Origin of the sequence: Clostridium sp. N3C (genome assembly GCF_900095445.1) — a bacterium.
Classification (GTDB): Bacteria; Bacillota; Clostridia; order Clostridiales; family Clostridiaceae; genus Clostridium_AU.
This window is the reverse complement of sequence record NZ_FMJL01000020.1, coordinates 1-16,855: the sequence shown is the minus strand read 5'-3', so window position 1 is coordinate 16,855 and position 16,855 is coordinate 1. Positions and strand designations below refer to the sequence as shown.

At 31.6% G+C, this 16,855-nt stretch carries 13 protein-coding genes; 6 read left to right on the top strand and 7 right to left on the bottom strand.

Annotated elements, in window-relative coordinates; all coding sequences use genetic code 11:
- Positions 1 to 147 precede the first annotated feature (147 nt).
- From N3C_RS07560 to N3C_RS07550, 3 genes are all read left to right on the top strand, one after another.
- Positions 148 to 1,275, top strand: coding sequence for a glycosyltransferase family 4 protein (locus tag N3C_RS07560; protein ID WP_074365439.1), 1,128 nt, complete (start codon positions 148 to 150; stop codon positions 1,273 to 1,275).
- A gap of 138 nt (positions 1,276 to 1,413) precedes the next feature.
- A complete protein-coding gene (locus N3C_RS07555; protein WP_074365438.1) occupies positions 1,414 to 2,730 on the top strand; it encodes a putative DNA modification/repair radical SAM protein in 1,317 nt (438 codons plus the stop codon).
- Positions 2,731 to 2,738: 8 nt separating this feature from the next.
- Positions 2,739 to 3,485 carry a TIGR03915 family putative DNA repair protein gene (locus N3C_RS07550; protein ID WP_074365437.1) on the top strand — a complete coding sequence of 249 codons (747 nt, stop codon included), beginning with the start codon at positions 2,739 to 2,741 and terminating at the stop codon, positions 3,483 to 3,485.
- A 30-nt stretch (positions 3,486 to 3,515) separates the two neighbouring features.
- On the opposite strand, the gene N3C_RS07545 is transcribed toward N3C_RS07550, so the two are convergent.
- A complete protein-coding gene (locus N3C_RS07545; protein WP_074365436.1) occupies positions 3,516 to 4,763 on the bottom strand; it encodes an amidase domain-containing protein in 1,248 nt (415 codons plus the stop codon).
- A 171-nt stretch (positions 4,764 to 4,934) separates the two neighbouring features.
- Here N3C_RS07545 and pulA point away from each other — a divergent pair, with 171 nt between their 5' ends.
- Complete coding sequence (gene pulA / locus N3C_RS07540) at positions 4,935 to 7,649, top strand: type I pullulanase (protein ID WP_074365435.1); 2,715 nt, start codon at positions 4,935 to 4,937, stop codon at positions 7,647 to 7,649.
- Positions 7,650 to 7,755: 106 nt separating this feature from the next.
- On the opposite strand, the gene N3C_RS07535 is transcribed toward pulA, so the two are convergent.
- Genes N3C_RS07535 through N3C_RS07525 form a run of 3 tightly spaced genes read right to left on the bottom strand, consistent with a single transcriptional unit; the run spans position 7,756 to position 10,590 of the window.
- Entirely contained in the window at positions 7,756 to 8,823 is a 1,068-nt protein-coding gene (locus tag N3C_RS07535; RefSeq protein ID WP_074365434.1) for a CotS family spore coat protein, read from the bottom strand.
- Positions 8,804 to 9,565 (bottom strand): protein kinase family protein, encoded by a 762-nt coding sequence (locus tag N3C_RS07530; RefSeq protein ID WP_074365433.1) that lies wholly within the window; start codon positions 9,563 to 9,565, stop codon positions 8,804 to 8,806. Before N3C_RS07530 ends, N3C_RS07535 begins: the two co-directional genes overlap by 20 nt.
- The gene (locus tag N3C_RS07525; protein ID WP_074365432.1) at positions 9,562 to 10,590 is read right to left on the bottom strand and encodes a CotS family spore coat protein; all 1,029 of its coding nucleotides are present in this window, start codon (positions 10,588 to 10,590) and stop codon (positions 9,562 to 9,564) included. The genes N3C_RS07530 and N3C_RS07525 overlap by 4 nt, the downstream gene beginning before the upstream one ends.
- Positions 10,591 to 10,804: 214 nt before the next feature.
- On the opposite strand from N3C_RS07525, the gene N3C_RS07520 reads away from it, so the two are divergent.
- Positions 10,805 to 11,923 carry a glycosyltransferase family 4 protein gene (locus N3C_RS07520; protein ID WP_074365431.1) on the top strand — a complete coding sequence of 373 codons (1,119 nt, stop codon included), beginning with the start codon at positions 10,805 to 10,807 and terminating at the stop codon, positions 11,921 to 11,923.
- 38 nt (positions 11,924 to 11,961) lie between these two features.
- Here the strand turns inward: N3C_RS07520 and N3C_RS07515 are convergent, their stop codons facing one another.
- On the bottom strand, positions 11,962 to 13,287 hold the full coding sequence (locus N3C_RS07515) for an ABC transporter substrate-binding protein (RefSeq protein ID WP_074365430.1): 1,326 nt from the start codon (positions 13,285 to 13,287) through the stop codon (positions 11,962 to 11,964).
- Positions 13,288 to 13,603: 316 nt separating this feature from the next.
- Here N3C_RS07515 and N3C_RS07510 point away from each other — a divergent pair, with 316 nt between their 5' ends.
- Positions 13,604 to 14,725: a carbohydrate kinase family protein gene (locus tag N3C_RS07510; RefSeq protein ID WP_074365429.1), complete on the top strand. Its 1,122-nt coding sequence runs from the start codon at positions 13,604 to 13,606 to the stop codon at positions 14,723 to 14,725.
- A gap of 40 nt (positions 14,726 to 14,765) precedes the next feature.
- On the opposite strand, the gene N3C_RS07505 is transcribed toward N3C_RS07510, so the two are convergent.
- Positions 14,766 to 15,317, bottom strand: a complete 552-nt coding sequence (locus N3C_RS07505) for an accessory gene regulator ArgB-like protein (protein ID WP_074365428.1) — start codon at positions 15,315 to 15,317, stop codon at positions 14,766 to 14,768.
- Positions 15,318 to 15,358: 41 nt separating this feature from the next.
- Complete coding sequence (locus tag N3C_RS07500) at positions 15,359 to 16,636, bottom strand: sensor histidine kinase (protein ID WP_074365427.1); 1,278 nt, start codon at positions 16,634 to 16,636, stop codon at positions 15,359 to 15,361.
- Positions 16,637 to 16,855: the final 219 nt, after the last annotated feature.

Below are 16,855 nucleotides of genomic sequence, written 5' to 3'. Positions count from 1 at the left end.
CTATCACCTCCCATCTAATTTATATGAGGCTTGTTTTATATTTATTAACACTTTTCTTTTATATTTGGATTAATTATGTATTTTTGTCGCAAAATTCAGATAGGGCTAATATAATAAATTAAGACCATTATGAAAGGATTATCCACAATGAAAATTGGAATTGACGGAAGAGCTGCAAAGTGGTATAGGGGAACGGGCATAGGTAACTACACCTATCAACTAATCAATTCTATAAACCAATTGGATACTTCTAATAATTATTTGTTGTTCATGCCAGATAAGTGCTCTACGGATATAGACTTTAATAGTAATTTCAATGTGCGTAATATTACAGAAAATAACAGTAATGACTTCTGGGATGAAGTTAATATACCTAATATTCTTCATTATAATGAAGTAGAATTATATCACGTCCCACAAAATGGAATAGGATTACCTATGGATAAGCCCTGCAAAATGGTAATAACCCTACACGATATAATACCTTATAAGATGCCGGAGACAGTGGGACCAAGTTACTTAAAAATATTTCTTGATCAGATTCCTAAAATAATTCCTCAATGTGATGGTATAATAACCGTTTCCAATTTTTCCAAGGAAGATATTATGAAAGAGTTTGATTATCCCGGAGAAAAAATATTTGTTACCCATCTAGCTCCGGAAAATATATACAAACCTAAAGATAAAAAATACAGTAAAGAATTAATAAAAAAACTATATGGCATTGAAGATGACTATATTCTCTATATAGGTGGCTTTAGTCCTAGGAAAAATATTTTAGGACTTATCGAAGCTTTTAGCAAAGTAGTTTTAAAGTATAAAAGAAATATTAAGTTGGTTATAGCAGGCAAGAAGGGCGTCTCCTATGAAAGATACAGAAATAGAGCTGAAAGCTTAGGAATTCTGAATAAAGTAATATTTCCTGGTTTTATTCCTATTGAACATCTTCCCTTCTTCTACAGCGCTGCAGAATTATTTACCTATCCATCCTTCTATGAAGGTTTCGGATTACCACCGGTGGAGGCTATGGCTTGCGGTACACCGGTTATAGCTTCAAACACTACATCCATTCCAGAAATCGTTGGCAACAATGCTATTTTAATAAATCCTTGGGATACTGATGAGCTTTTCGAAGCCATGTTAAAAACTCTAGAAGACAAGAACCTACGAGAAAAGCTTATAACTAAAGGTTTTATAAGATCCTCAGAGCTTAGTTGGAATAGCACCGCTCTGCAAACTATAAAAGCCTATAATAAAATCATTAATTTCTATTAAAATTAAAAACCGCAAAACTAACTTTAAGGTAGTTTGCGGTATCTTTTTATTTACTTCCAAACGTATGTTTGATATAATTATGGATATACTATTTCTTATAGGTCAGTAAAAAGATTCCTTATAGAGGTGGGAGTAATATTGGATTTACAAGAAAAATTAAGAATATTAGCAGATAGCGCTAAGTATGATGTATCCTGCTCCTCCAGTGGCAGTAATAGAAAAAATATTCCCGGCGGTATAGGCAATGTAGTAGAATCCGGTATATGTCACAGCTTTTCTGCTGATGGAAGGTGCATATCTCTCCTTAAAATATTGCTAACTAATTATTGCATATATAACTGCGCCTATTGTGTAAATCGATACAGCAACGATATACCAAGGGCTGCCTTCACTCCAGAGGAAGTGGTAGATCTCACTATGAACTTTTATAAAAGAAATTATATCGAAGGTTTATTCTTAAGCTCTGCAGTATTTAAAAGCCCTGACTATACTATGGAACTTCTAACCACTGTAGTTAAGAAGCTTCGTCTTGAACATAAATTCAATGGCTATATCCATGTGAAAGCTATACCAGGAGCAGATGAAAGACTGATTAAAGAAGCCGGACTGTATGTTGACAGAATGAGTGTTAACATTGAGCTACCTTCTAGCAGTGGTTTAAAACTATTAGCTCCACAAAAAACCAAGGAAAGCATTCTTAAGCCTATGAACCTAATTAGTAAGGAAATATGTGAAAGCAAAGATATAAGAAAGCAAATAAAGTCTACTCCTTTATTTGTACCGGGAGGACAAAGTACACAGCTTATTGTAGGTGCCACTGTAGACAGCGACTATAAAATACTCAATTTATCCCAAAATCTCTATAATAAATTTGCTTTAAAAAGAGTTTATTATTCCGCCTTTGTTCCCGTAGCCCAAGGACCTAAGCTTCCTAGTATTAAACATCCACCGTTGCTAAGAGAACATAGACTTTATCAGGCGGATTGGCTCCTTCGTTTTTACGGTTTCAAGGCAGATGAATTACTAAATGATCAGCATCCTAATTTAGAGAAAGATTTTGATCCTAAAACTTCCTGGGCCTTGAGAAATATAGATAAATTTCCTATAGAAATAAATAAGGCCTCTTATAATGAGCTACTAAGAGTTCCAGGTATTAGAGTAAGGTCTGCTTATAAAATATTGTCTATACGAAAGGTTCATACAATAAGCTTTGAAGATTTGAAGAAAATTGGAGTAGTGTTAAAGCGAGCTCAATATTTTATTACCTGTAAGGGAAAATACTATGGAGATGTGAGTTTTGATGACCAGCTTATAAGGCATAGACTATTAGACACCTCTCCTATGGCAAAGAAATTAAGAGATGATGAAAAATTTGAACAACTCTCCTTCTTTAGTAACCTCCCTGTACTACTAGGTAAGGAAGATTACACTTCAAAAATTCATGGAGAACTGTGAGGTGCCCTATGCTTGTTACCTATATATATGACGGCAGTTTTCAAGGATTATTAACTTGTATATATGAGTATTATTACTCAGATAAAAAGGCTCAGGATATCAAAAGTGAAAAGAACTATGAAAAGACTCTGTTAACAGAAGAAGTTTATATTGAAACCTCAGAAGAAAAAAGTTTAAAAGTAGAAAAGGCCATTGAAAATAAAATAGGTAAAGAGGCCTTAAACAATATATTTACTGTGTTTTTATCTGAAGAGTCAGGTTTTGAAGTGCTAATTTTAGAATATATAAAGCTTGGCTTTAAAATAGGACCAAAAATACAGCACCATTTACATAACCCTATAGTTTTACAGGTTTCAAAAAAAGTTAAGCGAGTAAACAATGAGGTCCATAGGCTATGCGGTTTTGTAAGGTTCTCTTGCCTTACTGGAGAAATTTATTACGCTTCCATAGAGCCTGATCACAATATCCTTACCTTATTAGTCCCTCACTTTGCAGCTCGTTTTTCAAATCAAAAATGGATTATACATGACCTAAAAAGGGAGCTGGCCGTGCTACATGACAGTGGGCAATGGCTTCTTACATCTATGAAAAAAAGCTATGGAGAAAGTCTTGAATACGCCAATAGTGGCTTTTATGAAAACTTATGGAAAAACTACTACAAGACTATAGCCATTGAGGAAAGAAAGAATGATAGACTAAGACTCCAAATGATGCCTAAAAGATATTGGAAGCATATGACGGAGTTTAGAGATTAAACTTGCTTCTAAACTCCCAGTGCCTTTCTATTATTTATTTTTAAAGTATATCCTTCTCATGTAACACTTATCATATCCTCCCCAACCAGGACTTAAGATTAAGTCTTCTAAATTTCTGTTTTTCCAGTCAGTAGACTGTTGGCATACGAATATACCACTGAAATCTCCATTATTAGTATTTGAGGTTACATATACCGAATGGGTGTAAGGACCTTTATTTCCCTTTCTAAATTGAAGTACTTCTCCTGGTTTTATCAAGACAGGATCTAATTTTACTGCCAATTGGTCATTATTCTGTACCTCTCCATCAATTTCCCTCTCTTTATCCTCACTAATAAAATAGGAGTAAAACCTCTCCACAGACTCCCAACTAGGTGTTCCACCTCCAGTATTTCCATACCAGATATCTGTCATTTTATATCTTTTTCTAATGTTTTCTGCTACCTTTCTAGGATCTTTGCTATCATATCCTCCCAAAGCAGCCCAAACACATTGTGATACGAAATTAGTGCAATTGGCCTTAGTAGTATAAAAGAATCTTTTATCTATAGGAGATTCTGCAAATTTTAAAGCATATTCCACTCCTATTTCCGGTAAATATCCCTCTACTTTTCCACTGTAGATTCTTTTGTCTTCTAAAGAATTTGCTCTAAAATAGCCTTTATGTATAGCAGTTTTTTTCACCTTTGCCTCATATATTCTCTTCATATGCTCATCAAAAACCTCATCTGTCGCTTCTCCAAAAGATAGCTCCTTTCTAAAGCCTTCTTCATAGGATTTGCTCCTTTTCCTATTTACATCTTCCATGAACATCATATACTTTTCATAATCTGATTCAACTTTCTCAATATACCATCTATCCTGATCTTTTCTTAAGAAAAAATCAAAACTTATATTATATATACCGGATTCTATGGATTCATAGTGATTATATTTAAAGGTCATATCTACTAGTGCTCCCACCGCTGCACTATTATAATTTACTTGAATTTTATAATAATCCACCTTATATTTTATATCTTTATAGATAAGATCCAATTCTTTCAAGAACTTTACTTCTACTTCATGATACTTTTGAAAGGCATATAAATGCTCATTATCTCTAGACTTTTTTATTGCCTTGCTATTATCTAGAGACTTATAAGCATTAAAATAATCTATAAAAAAGTTATCAAGACATTGCTCTATAGCTTTTCTATCATGCACCTTAGCATTAATTTGCATATTAGGTAAAAGCATAAAGCTCAAAAATATAGCATATATAATAATTTTCTTCATAAAATACCCTCCTAATATAGATATCTAACTTCATCTATCTATTTATACATTTCTTAAGGAAAAAGAGAACTTTCCCTATTAAAATTTAATTTTCTTTAAACTTTATTAAATTTTAAAAAGGTATATTAACAACTCATGTCGAATAATATTAAAGCAAGGAGGGATTTAGTAATGAAAAACCATAAATTTTTAACCTCATTTATCTGTTTTATTTTTGCATTTACTAGCATACTATTTTCTTGCCCCGGGTTGGAAACGATTGCAAAGATTCCAGACAAAGTAAAACTTATTATTCATTATCGAAGACTAGATAATAATTATAATGATTGGAATTTGTGGATCTGGCCTGATGGTAAAGACGGACAGGCTTATGAATTTACAGGAGAAGATGAATATGGAAAGGTTGCTACAATTGAACTAACGGGCCTATCTAAGTCTGATAAAATTGGTTTTATAGTTCGTGAAGGAGACTGGAAAAGTAAAGATATAGACAAAGACAGATTCATTAATGATATACCTGATAATGGAATAGCTGAAATTTGGGTTCTTCAAGGAGAAGAGAAATTCTATACTTCAAAAGAAGATGTTGAATTAGGTGGTAAAATAAAATCCGCTTACATAGATGATTATAATATACTAAACGTTACCTTAAATATGGCTGCAGAAGTAACAAGTAAGGACAATGAAGGCTTCTCTATTAAGGTAGGCGATAAGAATATTCCTATTAAGGAAGTAACTACTGATAGCGCTAATACTACATCTAGTAATTTCAAAATAACTTTAGCAGAAAATTTAAATCTTGGGGATAATGTTACCGTATACAAAGAAGGATTTACCGAAAAGCAAGCAAGTACCGGTAAAATTATGTCCAGCGAAAAATTCAATGAAATGTATTATTATGATGGCGATGACTTAGGTAATACCTACAATAAGGATAAAACAAGTTTTAGGGTATGGGCCCCTTTAGCTTCTGAGGTAAAATTATTGATTTATGAAAAGTCTGAAGATACTACTCCTAAAGAAGAAATAAATATGACCAAGGCTGAAAAAGGAACTTGGACTGCGGAGATTTCTGGAGATCAAGATGGTTTAATATATACATATAAGGTCAATAATTTTGGTAATTGGTCCGAAGCCGTCGACCCTTATGTTAGAGCGGTTACTATAAATGGTAATAAGGGTGTTGTAGTAGATTTAGACTCTACTGATCCAGAAGGATGGACACCAGACAAAAAGCCAGAGCAAAAGAGCATTATGGATACTATAATATATGAATTACATGTTAGAGACTTTTCCTCTTTCAAAGATAGCGGAATTGCAAATCCACGCACTTTCTTAGCTTTCTTACCTAAGGATACAAAGGGTCCAAATGGAACCTCTACTGGTTTAAGCTATTTAAAGGAATTAGGTATTACACATGTACAATTACTTCCAATATACGATTATGCTACAGTAGATGAAAAGAATCCAACTGCTTCTTATAACTGGGGATATGACCCTAAGAATTATAATGCAGTAGAAGGAAGTTATTCTACTAATCCTTTAGATCCAAAGGCAAGAATTAGAGAACTAAAACAAGCTATCCAGGCTTTACACAATGAAGATTTAAGAGTAATAATGGATGTTGTTTATAATCATATGTACGATGTTAACACATCAAACCTTAATAATATAGTTCCAGGCTATTATTTCAGGAAAGATGCTAATGGTAGCTGGGCAAATGAATCCGGTTGTGGTAACACAATTGCTTCAGAAAATCCAATGGCGAGAAAGTATATCATTGACTCAGTAAAATACTGGGCTACAGAATACAATCTTGATGGATTTAGATTTGACTTAATGGGGCTTATTGATATTACCACAATGAAGGAAGTAAGAGCTACCCTTGATAACATTGATGAGACTATATTTGTTCACGGTGAAGGTTGGGATATGTCAAATATCCTTTCTACTGATGAGGAATCTACCCAAAAAAACGCTAAGCTTCTTAAAGGTATAGGTTTCTTCAATGATACTATCAGAGACGGTATCAAGGGAAGCGTATTTAATAAAAAAGAAACAGGTTGGATAAATGGAAATTATGGTGCTAAAACCGATGTTTTAAAAGGTATTGTTGGTGCGATTAAATATAGTGATGAACTATCAACTTGGGGTGATGGAGTAGAACCCTATCAATCCACCAACTATTCAGAAGCTCACGATAATAATACCTTGTGGGATAAATTAAGCTTCACAAATCCAGATTCCTCTGAAGAAGATCGAAAGAAGATGCACAAAATGTCTTCTGCCATTATCTTCACTTCTCAAGGTATTCCTTTCATCCATGCTGGACAAGAATTTTTAAGATCAAAAGATGGAAATGATAACTCATACAATGCTTCTGAAGAACTTAACGCATTAAACTGGCAGACTAAAGCAGACAATGAAGATATTGTGGAATATAATAAAGGCTTAATAAAACTAAGAAAAGAACATCCAGCTTTTAAAATGCCTACTGCTGATATGATAAAGGAAAACCTTAAATTTATTGAAGATACTCCTGATAGTGTTATTGCTTATCAAATAAATAATAACGCTAACGGAGATACTTGGAATGATATAGTTGTAGCTTTCAATGCTGAGACAAAACCACAAACTATAACCCTACCAAAGGATGGCAAGTGGAATATAGTTGTTGATGGAGAAAAAGCTGGAGTAGAAACCTTAAAGATAATTGAAGGTAACACTTATGAAATTCCAGCATTAAGTTCTGTAGTTATGTACAGAGGAGCAAAATCTGATAGTAACAAGTCTCTAATCCTGGCTCTAACTTGCCTTGGAATAGCTATAGTAGCTAGAGCATTTATAGTACAAAAAAAAGTTAAAGCTAAAAAAGTTAATATTTAAATTTTGCTATCCATATATACTTCATATAAAAAATTAAGAAAAAAGTATGTCCTATTAAAAATAGGCATACTTTTTTCTTTATAACTGCTACTTATAATATAAACTCTTAACAAGTGATTCCACTTAGAAATTTACTTAAAAACTCATCTCTATACTCTTTATATTCTAACTTTCTCATCAATCTATCTAAAAAGGTCTCTTCCTCCCATTCCTTTCTTCTAGCATAATAATCCTTGGATATATTATAAAAATCTTCTGGAAAACTTAGAAAGGCTTTTAATACATCTAATTCCCTTTTATCAAGAGGATTAATTGCACTATACTCTTCCACTATGCTATTTGCCTTTTCTAAATCAAATACAAAGTTCTTCACTGCCTTATTAATAAAATTGCATAAATCATGAACCCTTAAATCTATAATAGCAAAATCAAAGTCTATAAAGAAAGCTTTATCTTCATTGATTAGTATATTATGATCTGCTAAATCATGATGACAGATAACTTTTTTATCCTCTTCACTACATAGCTTCAAATAAGGGGTTGAACTAAGGAACTTGATACTTTCTTCAACTTCCTTAATATAACTATCTACATGACTAAGAAAAACTTCATCAAAACCGCTCTTGTATTCATGTAACAATGCTAGTTCCTTAAAAAACCTTAATTCCTCTAACCTTCTATTGAAGTTGTCAATAGCTCTTCCTAACATACACTTTTCTGGATAGTTGCATCTATATCCCTCTGAAGCCTTATGCATTTCTGCTATACTTTTAACTGCAATACTTACATCTATAGGATTACTAAACTGAGCTTCTCTTCCCTCTGCCACATCCATTACACAGTAAAGTTCTCCATTCCAAATGGCGTATATTTCACCTTCTGAAGTCTTAGTAAAGCTAATAACTCTATTAAAGCTTCTTCTTATATATTCCACAGCTTCATAAATAAACTGCAAATTTTCTTTAGAGTATTCCACCTTCTTTAAAATTTTTTTACCCTTATCCGTAAATAGCAAATATACATTTCTTAGTGGTACTAGATCTGTAACCTTTAAGCCAAATTTCTTAAATAAATCTACATACAGATCGTATCTTGATAAATACTTTTTTTCTCTATACTTAACAATATCATTAATTTCAGACACCACCCTTCTACTAAAGAAGACTTTCGCCATCTTTTTCTATGGCTTCTAATAGTCTCTTAGCATATTCATCTTCATTCCATTCTTTTTTACCATATCGGTATCTCTCACAGCATTTCATAAACTCCTCAGGAAAAGAAACCATAGCAGTTATGAAAGCTTGACTATCCTTAGATAAGCCTTCCAAATGGCAAAATAGCCTAATAACTTCATCAAAATCAAAGCTAGTTCCCCTTTTTCTAAGCTTATTAATGAAATACACAGCATCACATTCAACCATATTGTAACAACATTTCTTTAAGCTTCTTATGTTTATTTCTTTGTCCTCTCTAATATTATCAATGTAAGTACTTCCAATGCAGATTTCATTTCTTTTCATACTTCTTTCAATAAGACCAAAGTATCCATTACCATAAATATATTTTATGGATTTCTCAGCTCTTTCTAAATACTCCGGTCCCTTATCAAGCACAAGCTTTTCAAATTCATTAGTAGGTCCATTTTCCTTGAATCTACTTATATCTCTTTTTAACTTTTTAATTTTTACTTTACATCTTTCTACCTTTCTACCTGTAGCATTTTCCATTAAACCTGAATTAAAGGAAGATATTCCCATGGTTAACTTATGAAACTTACTTATGGTAGAAAGCTGCTTGTATATACAATCCTTCGATAACGGTTCTTTATACTCTTCTTCCTCATCAAAGCTTTTTACTATATTAATGCCACAGCTATTAAGATAATCCTTAAAATCTAAATAGTACTTTTCACTCAATAAGTTCTCCCCCCTTTTCCTTTATAGTTAAAGACCTTAAACTCATTAATAAATTCTTGCTTTTCTTCCTTATCTTCAATTATCCTAGTTAATTTTTTCAAAAAGAATTCTTCACCCCAAGGCTGTTGTTCCCAATAATACTGAATTCCTACTTGCCAATAATCCTGAGGAAACTCCATAAAGGCAGCCATTATAGGTATGTCATCCCCTTCTACTCTATAAACAGAGTCATAAGCATCTAAGATGAATTTGGCATTTTCTAAATCCCATTTCCCATTTTTCATTCTTCTTATTAAAAGACTAGCTAAATCATGAAGATGGGTATCTAATATGGTATAATCAAAATCTATAATAGTAACCTTGTTATCTGCTCCTATTAATACATTATGATGTGCAAAATCATGGTGACAAAAGCCTCTACCTCTCATCTCTTTTGTCATTTTAATGTAATAGTTACTTTCTCCTAGGTGCTGTAAGGCCTGGTCACATCGTAATAATTCCTCTTCCATATGCTCCATATAAATCCTATCAAATTCCGTCTTATCTTCCTTTGCTTCAATTCTTCTCTTGAAATCCAATATTTCATTCTTTCGAGTTCTGTAATTGTCAAACCATTTAAACCAGCCTATACGTGGCTTCATGTAATTTTTTATCTCAAAGCCCTTACTTTTTATATGAAGTTCTGCTAGAACCTTTGCAGCTCTTTCTATATCAATAGGATTATCATAGTTGCTTTCCCTTGCTTCTACCCAAGGTGTAAGGTAGGCAAATTTATTATCCAGCTCAATATATTGCTTTCCATCTAGAGTTTCTATAATAGGCAGTACCGATTTAAATTCATTATTGCGCAAATGATTTATTGCAGCTAATATAAAGGCAAAATGTGGCTTTTCATATTTAATTATTTTTAGACAGAATTTCCTTCTCTCATCACATACCATATAAACATTCTTAATCTTCTCTATAGTAACTGCTATGATTCCATATCTCTCTGCCACGATTTTTTTAACAAAGGCTGTATCCAAGGTTAGGCCTCCAAAAGATTACTTCTTTTTTATTATATGTAGGGATTAATATAAGTGCGACTCTTTCTGTGAAGCTTAGCTTTATTACTAAAGAACATAAAATTCTAATTCCTTATAGCACATTTTACCTTGCTAGATAATATTTATAGTATATAGACCTAATATTGAAAATAGGTCCCTTGCAATTATCCAGCATTTTTAGGGAGAGGATTATATGAGAATTGCCATTGATGCTAGAGGTGTCAATTGGTATAAGGGAACAGGTATCGGTACCTATACTGACAATGTTCTAAGCCAGCTTTTAAATATAGATAAAGAAAACTACTATCATATTTATTGGTCCGGAGATGACTATGACCGTTTTAACTATCCTAATTCAAAAATTATAATGACTTCTAAAAAACATCATAGATTCTTTCAACAAAATTATATGCCCAGCAATCTTTTAAAGGAAAAAATAGATCTTTATCATGTACCTCAAAATGGCATAGGTTTATCAGAAAATATTAAATGTAAAAAGGTTATAACGGTACATGATCTAATTCCCTACATTATGCCAGAAACAGTAGGTAAGGGATACTTATTAAAGTTTCTTAAGGAAGTCCCTAATATCCTTCAGTTTGCCGATGCCATTATCACGGTATCAGAATGGTCAAAGAAAGATATTTTAAAGTTCTTTCCTGTTGATGAAAATAAGGTTTTTGTAACACCATTAGCAGCAGATTTAAAATATAAGCCTATAGACCGTCAATGGTGCCGATATATGCTGGAGAAGAAAATGAACATAAAAAAGCCTTTTATACTATATATAGGAGGATTTTCTCCCAGAAAAAATGTTCGTTCTCTAATTATGGCATTTTCAAAGGTGTATAAGGATTTGAACAAGGACTATAACCTAGTTATAGTAGGGTCCTTGAAAGATGAAGGTAACTGTCTAAAGGAACTTACTGAAAAGCTTGGAATCTCATCTCAGGTAATATTTACAGGTTTTGTTGAAGAAGATCTACTTCCTATACTATATAACGGTGCAGAACTCTTCGTTTACCCATCTTTTTATGAAGGTTTTGGACTACCTCCTTTAGAAGCAATGAGTTGTGGTACTCCCGTATTAAGTTCTAATGTTTCTTCCATTCCAGAAGTTGTAAGAGATGCAGGTATACTAATAGATCCCTATGATACTTCGAACTTAATGGAATCTTTAGTAAAGATTCTAAACGATGAAACTTTAAAAAACCAGCTTTCCATAGCAGGACTAAAACGTGCTTCACAATACTCCTGGCAAAAGACTGCAAAAGAAACTTTAAAAATTTATGAGCAAATTATTCAGTTATGAAAATAGGTGGCTTCTTAGCCACCTATTTATATTCATTATCAATTTTTCTTGAACTCAACATCCATCATTTTATTTAATTCTTTTTCCTCTGTTGTTATTAATGTTTCTATATCCCGCCCTTCTATAGCTGCTTGTTCCATTTGAATTAACTGTTTTTCTATAACTTCATATCTATGATCGTATAAAAGTGCCTCTTCCTCCTTACTCTGTTCAGCCATAAATCTCCAAAGCTTCATATTTTGATAATTATTGCTGTTAATATTAAATTCCGATAAATTGTAAAGTATTGGTATAGAAGGAATTATTCCTGCTTCCTTTAATGAGTATGTAACAGATTCAGAATCTGTCAATAAGAAATTTAGAAACTCTACAGCTCCATTATTACTTTCCGATTTTTTGGTAAGCATTAAGGCATTTCCTTCCCCATAAACCATTCTCTTTCCACCATATTCAAAGGCAGGTAAATTTTGAACTTCCCATTGAAAATCTTTAAATTCTGTTTCTCTATTTAATCTACTTACATCAGAAGAATCCCCTAAAATGCATAGAACCTTTCCTTCTTTTAATACTTCTAAAGGATCTTCCTCTTTTTTTAATGTATAAACCATTCCTTCACTATACATACCTCTAATAGTAGACAAGACTTTCTTATTTTCTTCTGGTAAATTAATGTAATTTCCTTTTGAATATAAGCCTTTCCTAAACTGTCTCAACATACTTTTATATAAATTGCCATCTACATTTTCCTTCAAGGCTATAAGCTTCAAGTTATTTGAGGTCTGCTTCTTAATCAAAAATCCTAAATTAGAAAATTCCAACCAGGTCTTTATATCAAAGGTAGAAATATTATATTCCTTTGCTAATTTTCTATTATATATCAAAATCTTTGGCTCTATGTCCCAAGGAAAAGCATAGATTTTTTCTTCATAAGTCATTTCTTCTAGTTTCCAAGATAAAAACTTATCCCTTCTATTTTCCATAATACTATCTACTGGAACAAAAAAGTCAGGATAGCTTTCAACCATATTAGCTATATCATAGCTACCTATTTCAATTATATGCGGAAAGTCATCATCACTTATATCCTTCCTGTTAAGCTTACTTTGAATTTCTTTCTCACTTAAGGCAGTAACTTCTATAACAAGCTTAGGATACTTCTGTTTAAAAAGCATAACTGAATTTTTTATACTTTCTTTACTTCTTTCACTACACCATATCCTTATAGTACCAAACAGTTTATTTTCCTTATCATCAATTTTTTCCCTAGTAGTACTACCACCTCTGCAAGCAATTAAAGTCATCACTATTAATATAAGAAACACTAATCTATATAAATAACCTTTCTTATTAATCACAATTCTCATTATTCCCACCATTTCTCAAAGGATTAAAGTAAATATCCTTTGTAATATTTTCATATTCATTATAGCTATAATATTATACAATAAAATTTTTCAATTTAACAATTATGGCTCAAAGCTTCTTATTTCTCTATTAAACTTATCCTTTATTAATTAATTTATACGAAAATTATTACTAGAAAGATTCATAATAATTTTTCTATATTAATATATTTTTATAGGCATGGTTATTTTCTTGAAATGCTTATAAATTGTTGATACAATATTTTGCAAGAGGATTATTTCATTTATTTTTTGTAGAGAGAAAGGAGTTATAATAATGAATGAAGTTCGCCAAAAAACGGTGAAAACGTTAAAGGAACGAAAGAGACTTTTAGAGGTTAAAAAAACTACCATAGGCATAGATGCTTTTATCGATAAGATTGTTAGAGTAGTACATAGTAAAGATGAAAACCAAAACTATTTCTTCTTTAATGATATAGCTCAGTTTGGACAACATATTACCTCCAAAAGCGGAATGAGTTGTGGAATTGAAATCTGCGAAAGATTTACTAAGCTTGGAGGAAACTCACCTATAATGTCTAATGCTATGGGTTCCTTAGGCGCAAAAGTTAATTGTATAAGTGCCTTAGGTTATCCTGATATAGATCCAGTGTTCAAGGACCTATCTCCAAATTGTACATTGTATAGTATAGGAAATCCTGGTTATACCACTGCTTTAGAATTTGATGATGGTAAGATAATGCTATCTCAAAGAGATTATTTAAATAAAATCACTTGGCAAACCTTAAAAGATATTATTGGCCTTGATACTCTAAAAGATTTCTTTATTAACAGCAATCTTATCGGTTTAGTAAATTGGACTGGTATGCTAAACTTTAATGAAATTTATAGAGGAATTTTAGATGAAATATATAAAGACTCTCCAGTTAACAAAGAAAGAATAGTGTTCTTTGATATGGCGGATTTCTCTGAACGTACTCATAAGGATGTAAACGAAGCAGTAAAACTAATTAAGGAATTTAACAATTACAATACTGTTGTATTTGGATTAAATGAAAATGAGGCTATACTATTGTTTAAGGCCCTATTCCCTGATAAGGAAGTTCCTAGCCTAAAAGAGTTAGGTGCATATATGTATGATAATTTAAAGGTTGACTATTTAGTTGTACATACCTTAACAGATTCTTTAGCTTGGGGCAAAGAAGAGTTTGCTCAAACACCTAGTCTATATGTTAAAAAGCCTAAGCTTTCTACTGGCGGTGGAGATAACTTTAATGCAGGACTATGCTTCGGTTTCCTACTAGGCTTAGATCTAGAGGGAGCACTATATACTGCCAATGCAACTTCGGGATATTATGTAAGAAATGCTAAAAGCCCAACTATAGAAAACCTTATAGAAACTATAGAAAATTGGGACGAATTAATAGAAACTCCTTAAGAAAACAGTAAAGAGTAAAGTGTCTAAAAACGCTTTACTCTTATTTTTCTTTATTAAACATCAACATTACCTGGAAAACTATCATCCATAAAATTACGTTAGATAAATCTTTATTATTTTCAAAAACTATAGAAATAATAACAAATATCAAAGTAATTGTTGTTCCAACTATTTTATTTCTCCTTAACAATTCCTCTCTAGTAATAGGCATCAAAGGATTAACTATTGGCGCTTGGTTCCATATGCAAAATAGAGCTAATAAATATATAATTATCTTTCCTATTATTCCAATATGTACAGTGCATCCTAAATAAATAACCCCTGCATTAATTAAAAAGGTAGCAACAAAGCACTTCACCTGGTTGTCCTCATGGTAGCCTCCAATGAAGGATCTTGTAGTAATCATAACTATCATAGCTACAATTACTTTAGAGGCATATCCTAAAAGGCTAAATATTAAAATTACCAGAAAAATTTTAATAAGTTCAAATGAACATATTTTCATGGCATATTCAATCTGTTCTTCTTGATCTTTAGTATATTTATTTACTTCTGCAATGCGATGGCTTATTTTTTTTATTAAAGCTCTCATACATTTATTCCCCCACTAACATCTTCTTATTTAATAATGTATCAAATACTAAAGTTCCTTTTAGGAATTTCTATTTTAAACTGAGTAAAGTCATCATTACTTTCCACAGTAATCTTTCCGCTACATTTGCTTATTATGTCTTTTACTATACTTAAACCAAAACCTCTTTCCCCTTCTACTTTACTCTTTGTAGTAAATCCTGATTGAAATAATTTCTCTTTTAACTCATCAGGAATTTTAGGTCCATTATTGGTTATATTTATAATTATGGAGTCATAACCATTATAGCTTTTAAACTTAATTGTTGGATTTTCAGTATTCTTAAGTACATCCACAGCATTATTTACAATATTAGATAGAATCTTTAATAGCTCATTGTCCGATATACTTAATTCATCATAATCTGCATCATCTATAGTTATTACATTAATGCCCGCATTACTAGCACTATACAACACCGATGAAACTATAGGATTAACCTTATGTTCTACATTAATAGACATGGACATTTTTTGATATCTATCTACAATTCCTTTTAATATCTCACCCATCCTATCATACTTCTTAAGCTGATATAATCCATAAAGACTGCTTATTTCACTACCATAATCATGTTTCAGTTTTCTAAGCTCAGTTATTTTTTCGTTTAGCTGATAATTAAGTAATTCAACTTCCTTTGACTTACTATTTATCTTTGCAAAAGATATTAGAGCCGTTATAAAAACGATAAAGATTAGTAGGCACATAAACAATTTAAATGTAACACTCATCATTTCGATTGTCCACTCCATCCTTAAAGTATCTAAAATTACTAATGATAGATCCATAAGTATAATAAAAGGCAAGGAACTTCTTAAATTCTTAAAAAATATTGCAACATTAAAAATATATTTTCTGCACCTATATAAAAGATAATAAATCCCCCAAGCAGGTATAAAAACAAACAAAAGCATTTGTAACTCTTTGGAAATAGATAAATTAAGTGATAGAAAAACACTTTGATAAAGGGTTACTAAAAAATAAGATAATATGGTAATAATGAAATAAGCTATACCAAAGCCTATAAAGGCTTCCTTTATACTTTCTTTAAAAAATGTTACTGTCAAAATCAAGACTAGCATTATCATGACAAAATTCGCAAAAGGAAGATTAAAGTCACTATATGTAAGAAATATTACTTCTGCACTTATTGCTACAAACAACATGAAAAATTTAAGCTTTGATAATCTCTTTTCCTTAGAAACAATGCCTTGAGTTATGACAGAAAATATAAAAGCTTGACAAAAGGTATTAATTACATCACAAATCATTAACAACATTCATTATCCCCCTACATCTTTTAACTGAGAGACATTTTTCGCCTCTTTTTTATCTTCTGTTTCTATATAAATAGATAATTTTCCTAAACCTTTTATCCTTTGCTTTTCAGGACTATGAAACTTTTTTACATCTATGTCTATTATGATGCAGTCAAAAAATTAATTATTATAGATTCCACACTAAGTAGTAAACTACCTAATAGCTTACAAACTTTTTAT

What these genes read in the sequence shown, in the direction of transcription:
- N3C_RS07505 (WP_074365428.1), bottom strand. Translation starts at nt 15,317, where the DNA reads ATGAGAGCTTTAATAAAAAAAATAAGCCATCGCATTGCAGAAGTAAAT.
- N3C_RS07535 (WP_074365434.1), bottom strand. Translation starts at nt 8,823, where the DNA reads ATGGCGAAAGTCTTCTTTAGTAGAAGGGTGGTGTCTGAAATTAATGAT.
- N3C_RS07500 (WP_074365427.1), bottom strand. Translation starts at nt 16,636, where the DNA reads ATGTTGTTAATGATTTGTGATGTAATTAATACCTTTTGTCAAGCTTTT.
- N3C_RS07545 (WP_074365436.1), bottom strand. Translation starts at nt 4,763, where the DNA reads ATGAAGAAAATTATTATATATGCTATATTTTTGAGCTTTATGCTTTTA.
- N3C_RS07560 (WP_074365439.1), top strand. Translation starts at nt 148, where the DNA reads ATGAAAATTGGAATTGACGGAAGAGCTGCAAAGTGGTATAGGGGAACG.
- N3C_RS07515 (WP_074365430.1), bottom strand. Translation starts at nt 13,287, where the DNA reads ATGAGAATTGTGATTAATAAGAAAGGTTATTTATATAGATTAGTGTTT.
- pulA (WP_074365435.1), top strand. Translation starts at nt 4,935, where the DNA reads ATGAAAAACCATAAATTTTTAACCTCATTTATCTGTTTTATTTTTGCA.
- N3C_RS07550 (WP_074365437.1), top strand. Translation starts at nt 2,739, where the DNA reads ATGCTTGTTACCTATATATATGACGGCAGTTTTCAAGGATTATTAACT.
- N3C_RS07510 (WP_074365429.1), top strand. Translation starts at nt 13,604, where the DNA reads ATGAATGAAGTTCGCCAAAAAACGGTGAAAACGTTAAAGGAACGAAAG.
- N3C_RS07520 (WP_074365431.1), top strand. Translation starts at nt 10,805, where the DNA reads ATGAGAATTGCCATTGATGCTAGAGGTGTCAATTGGTATAAGGGAACA.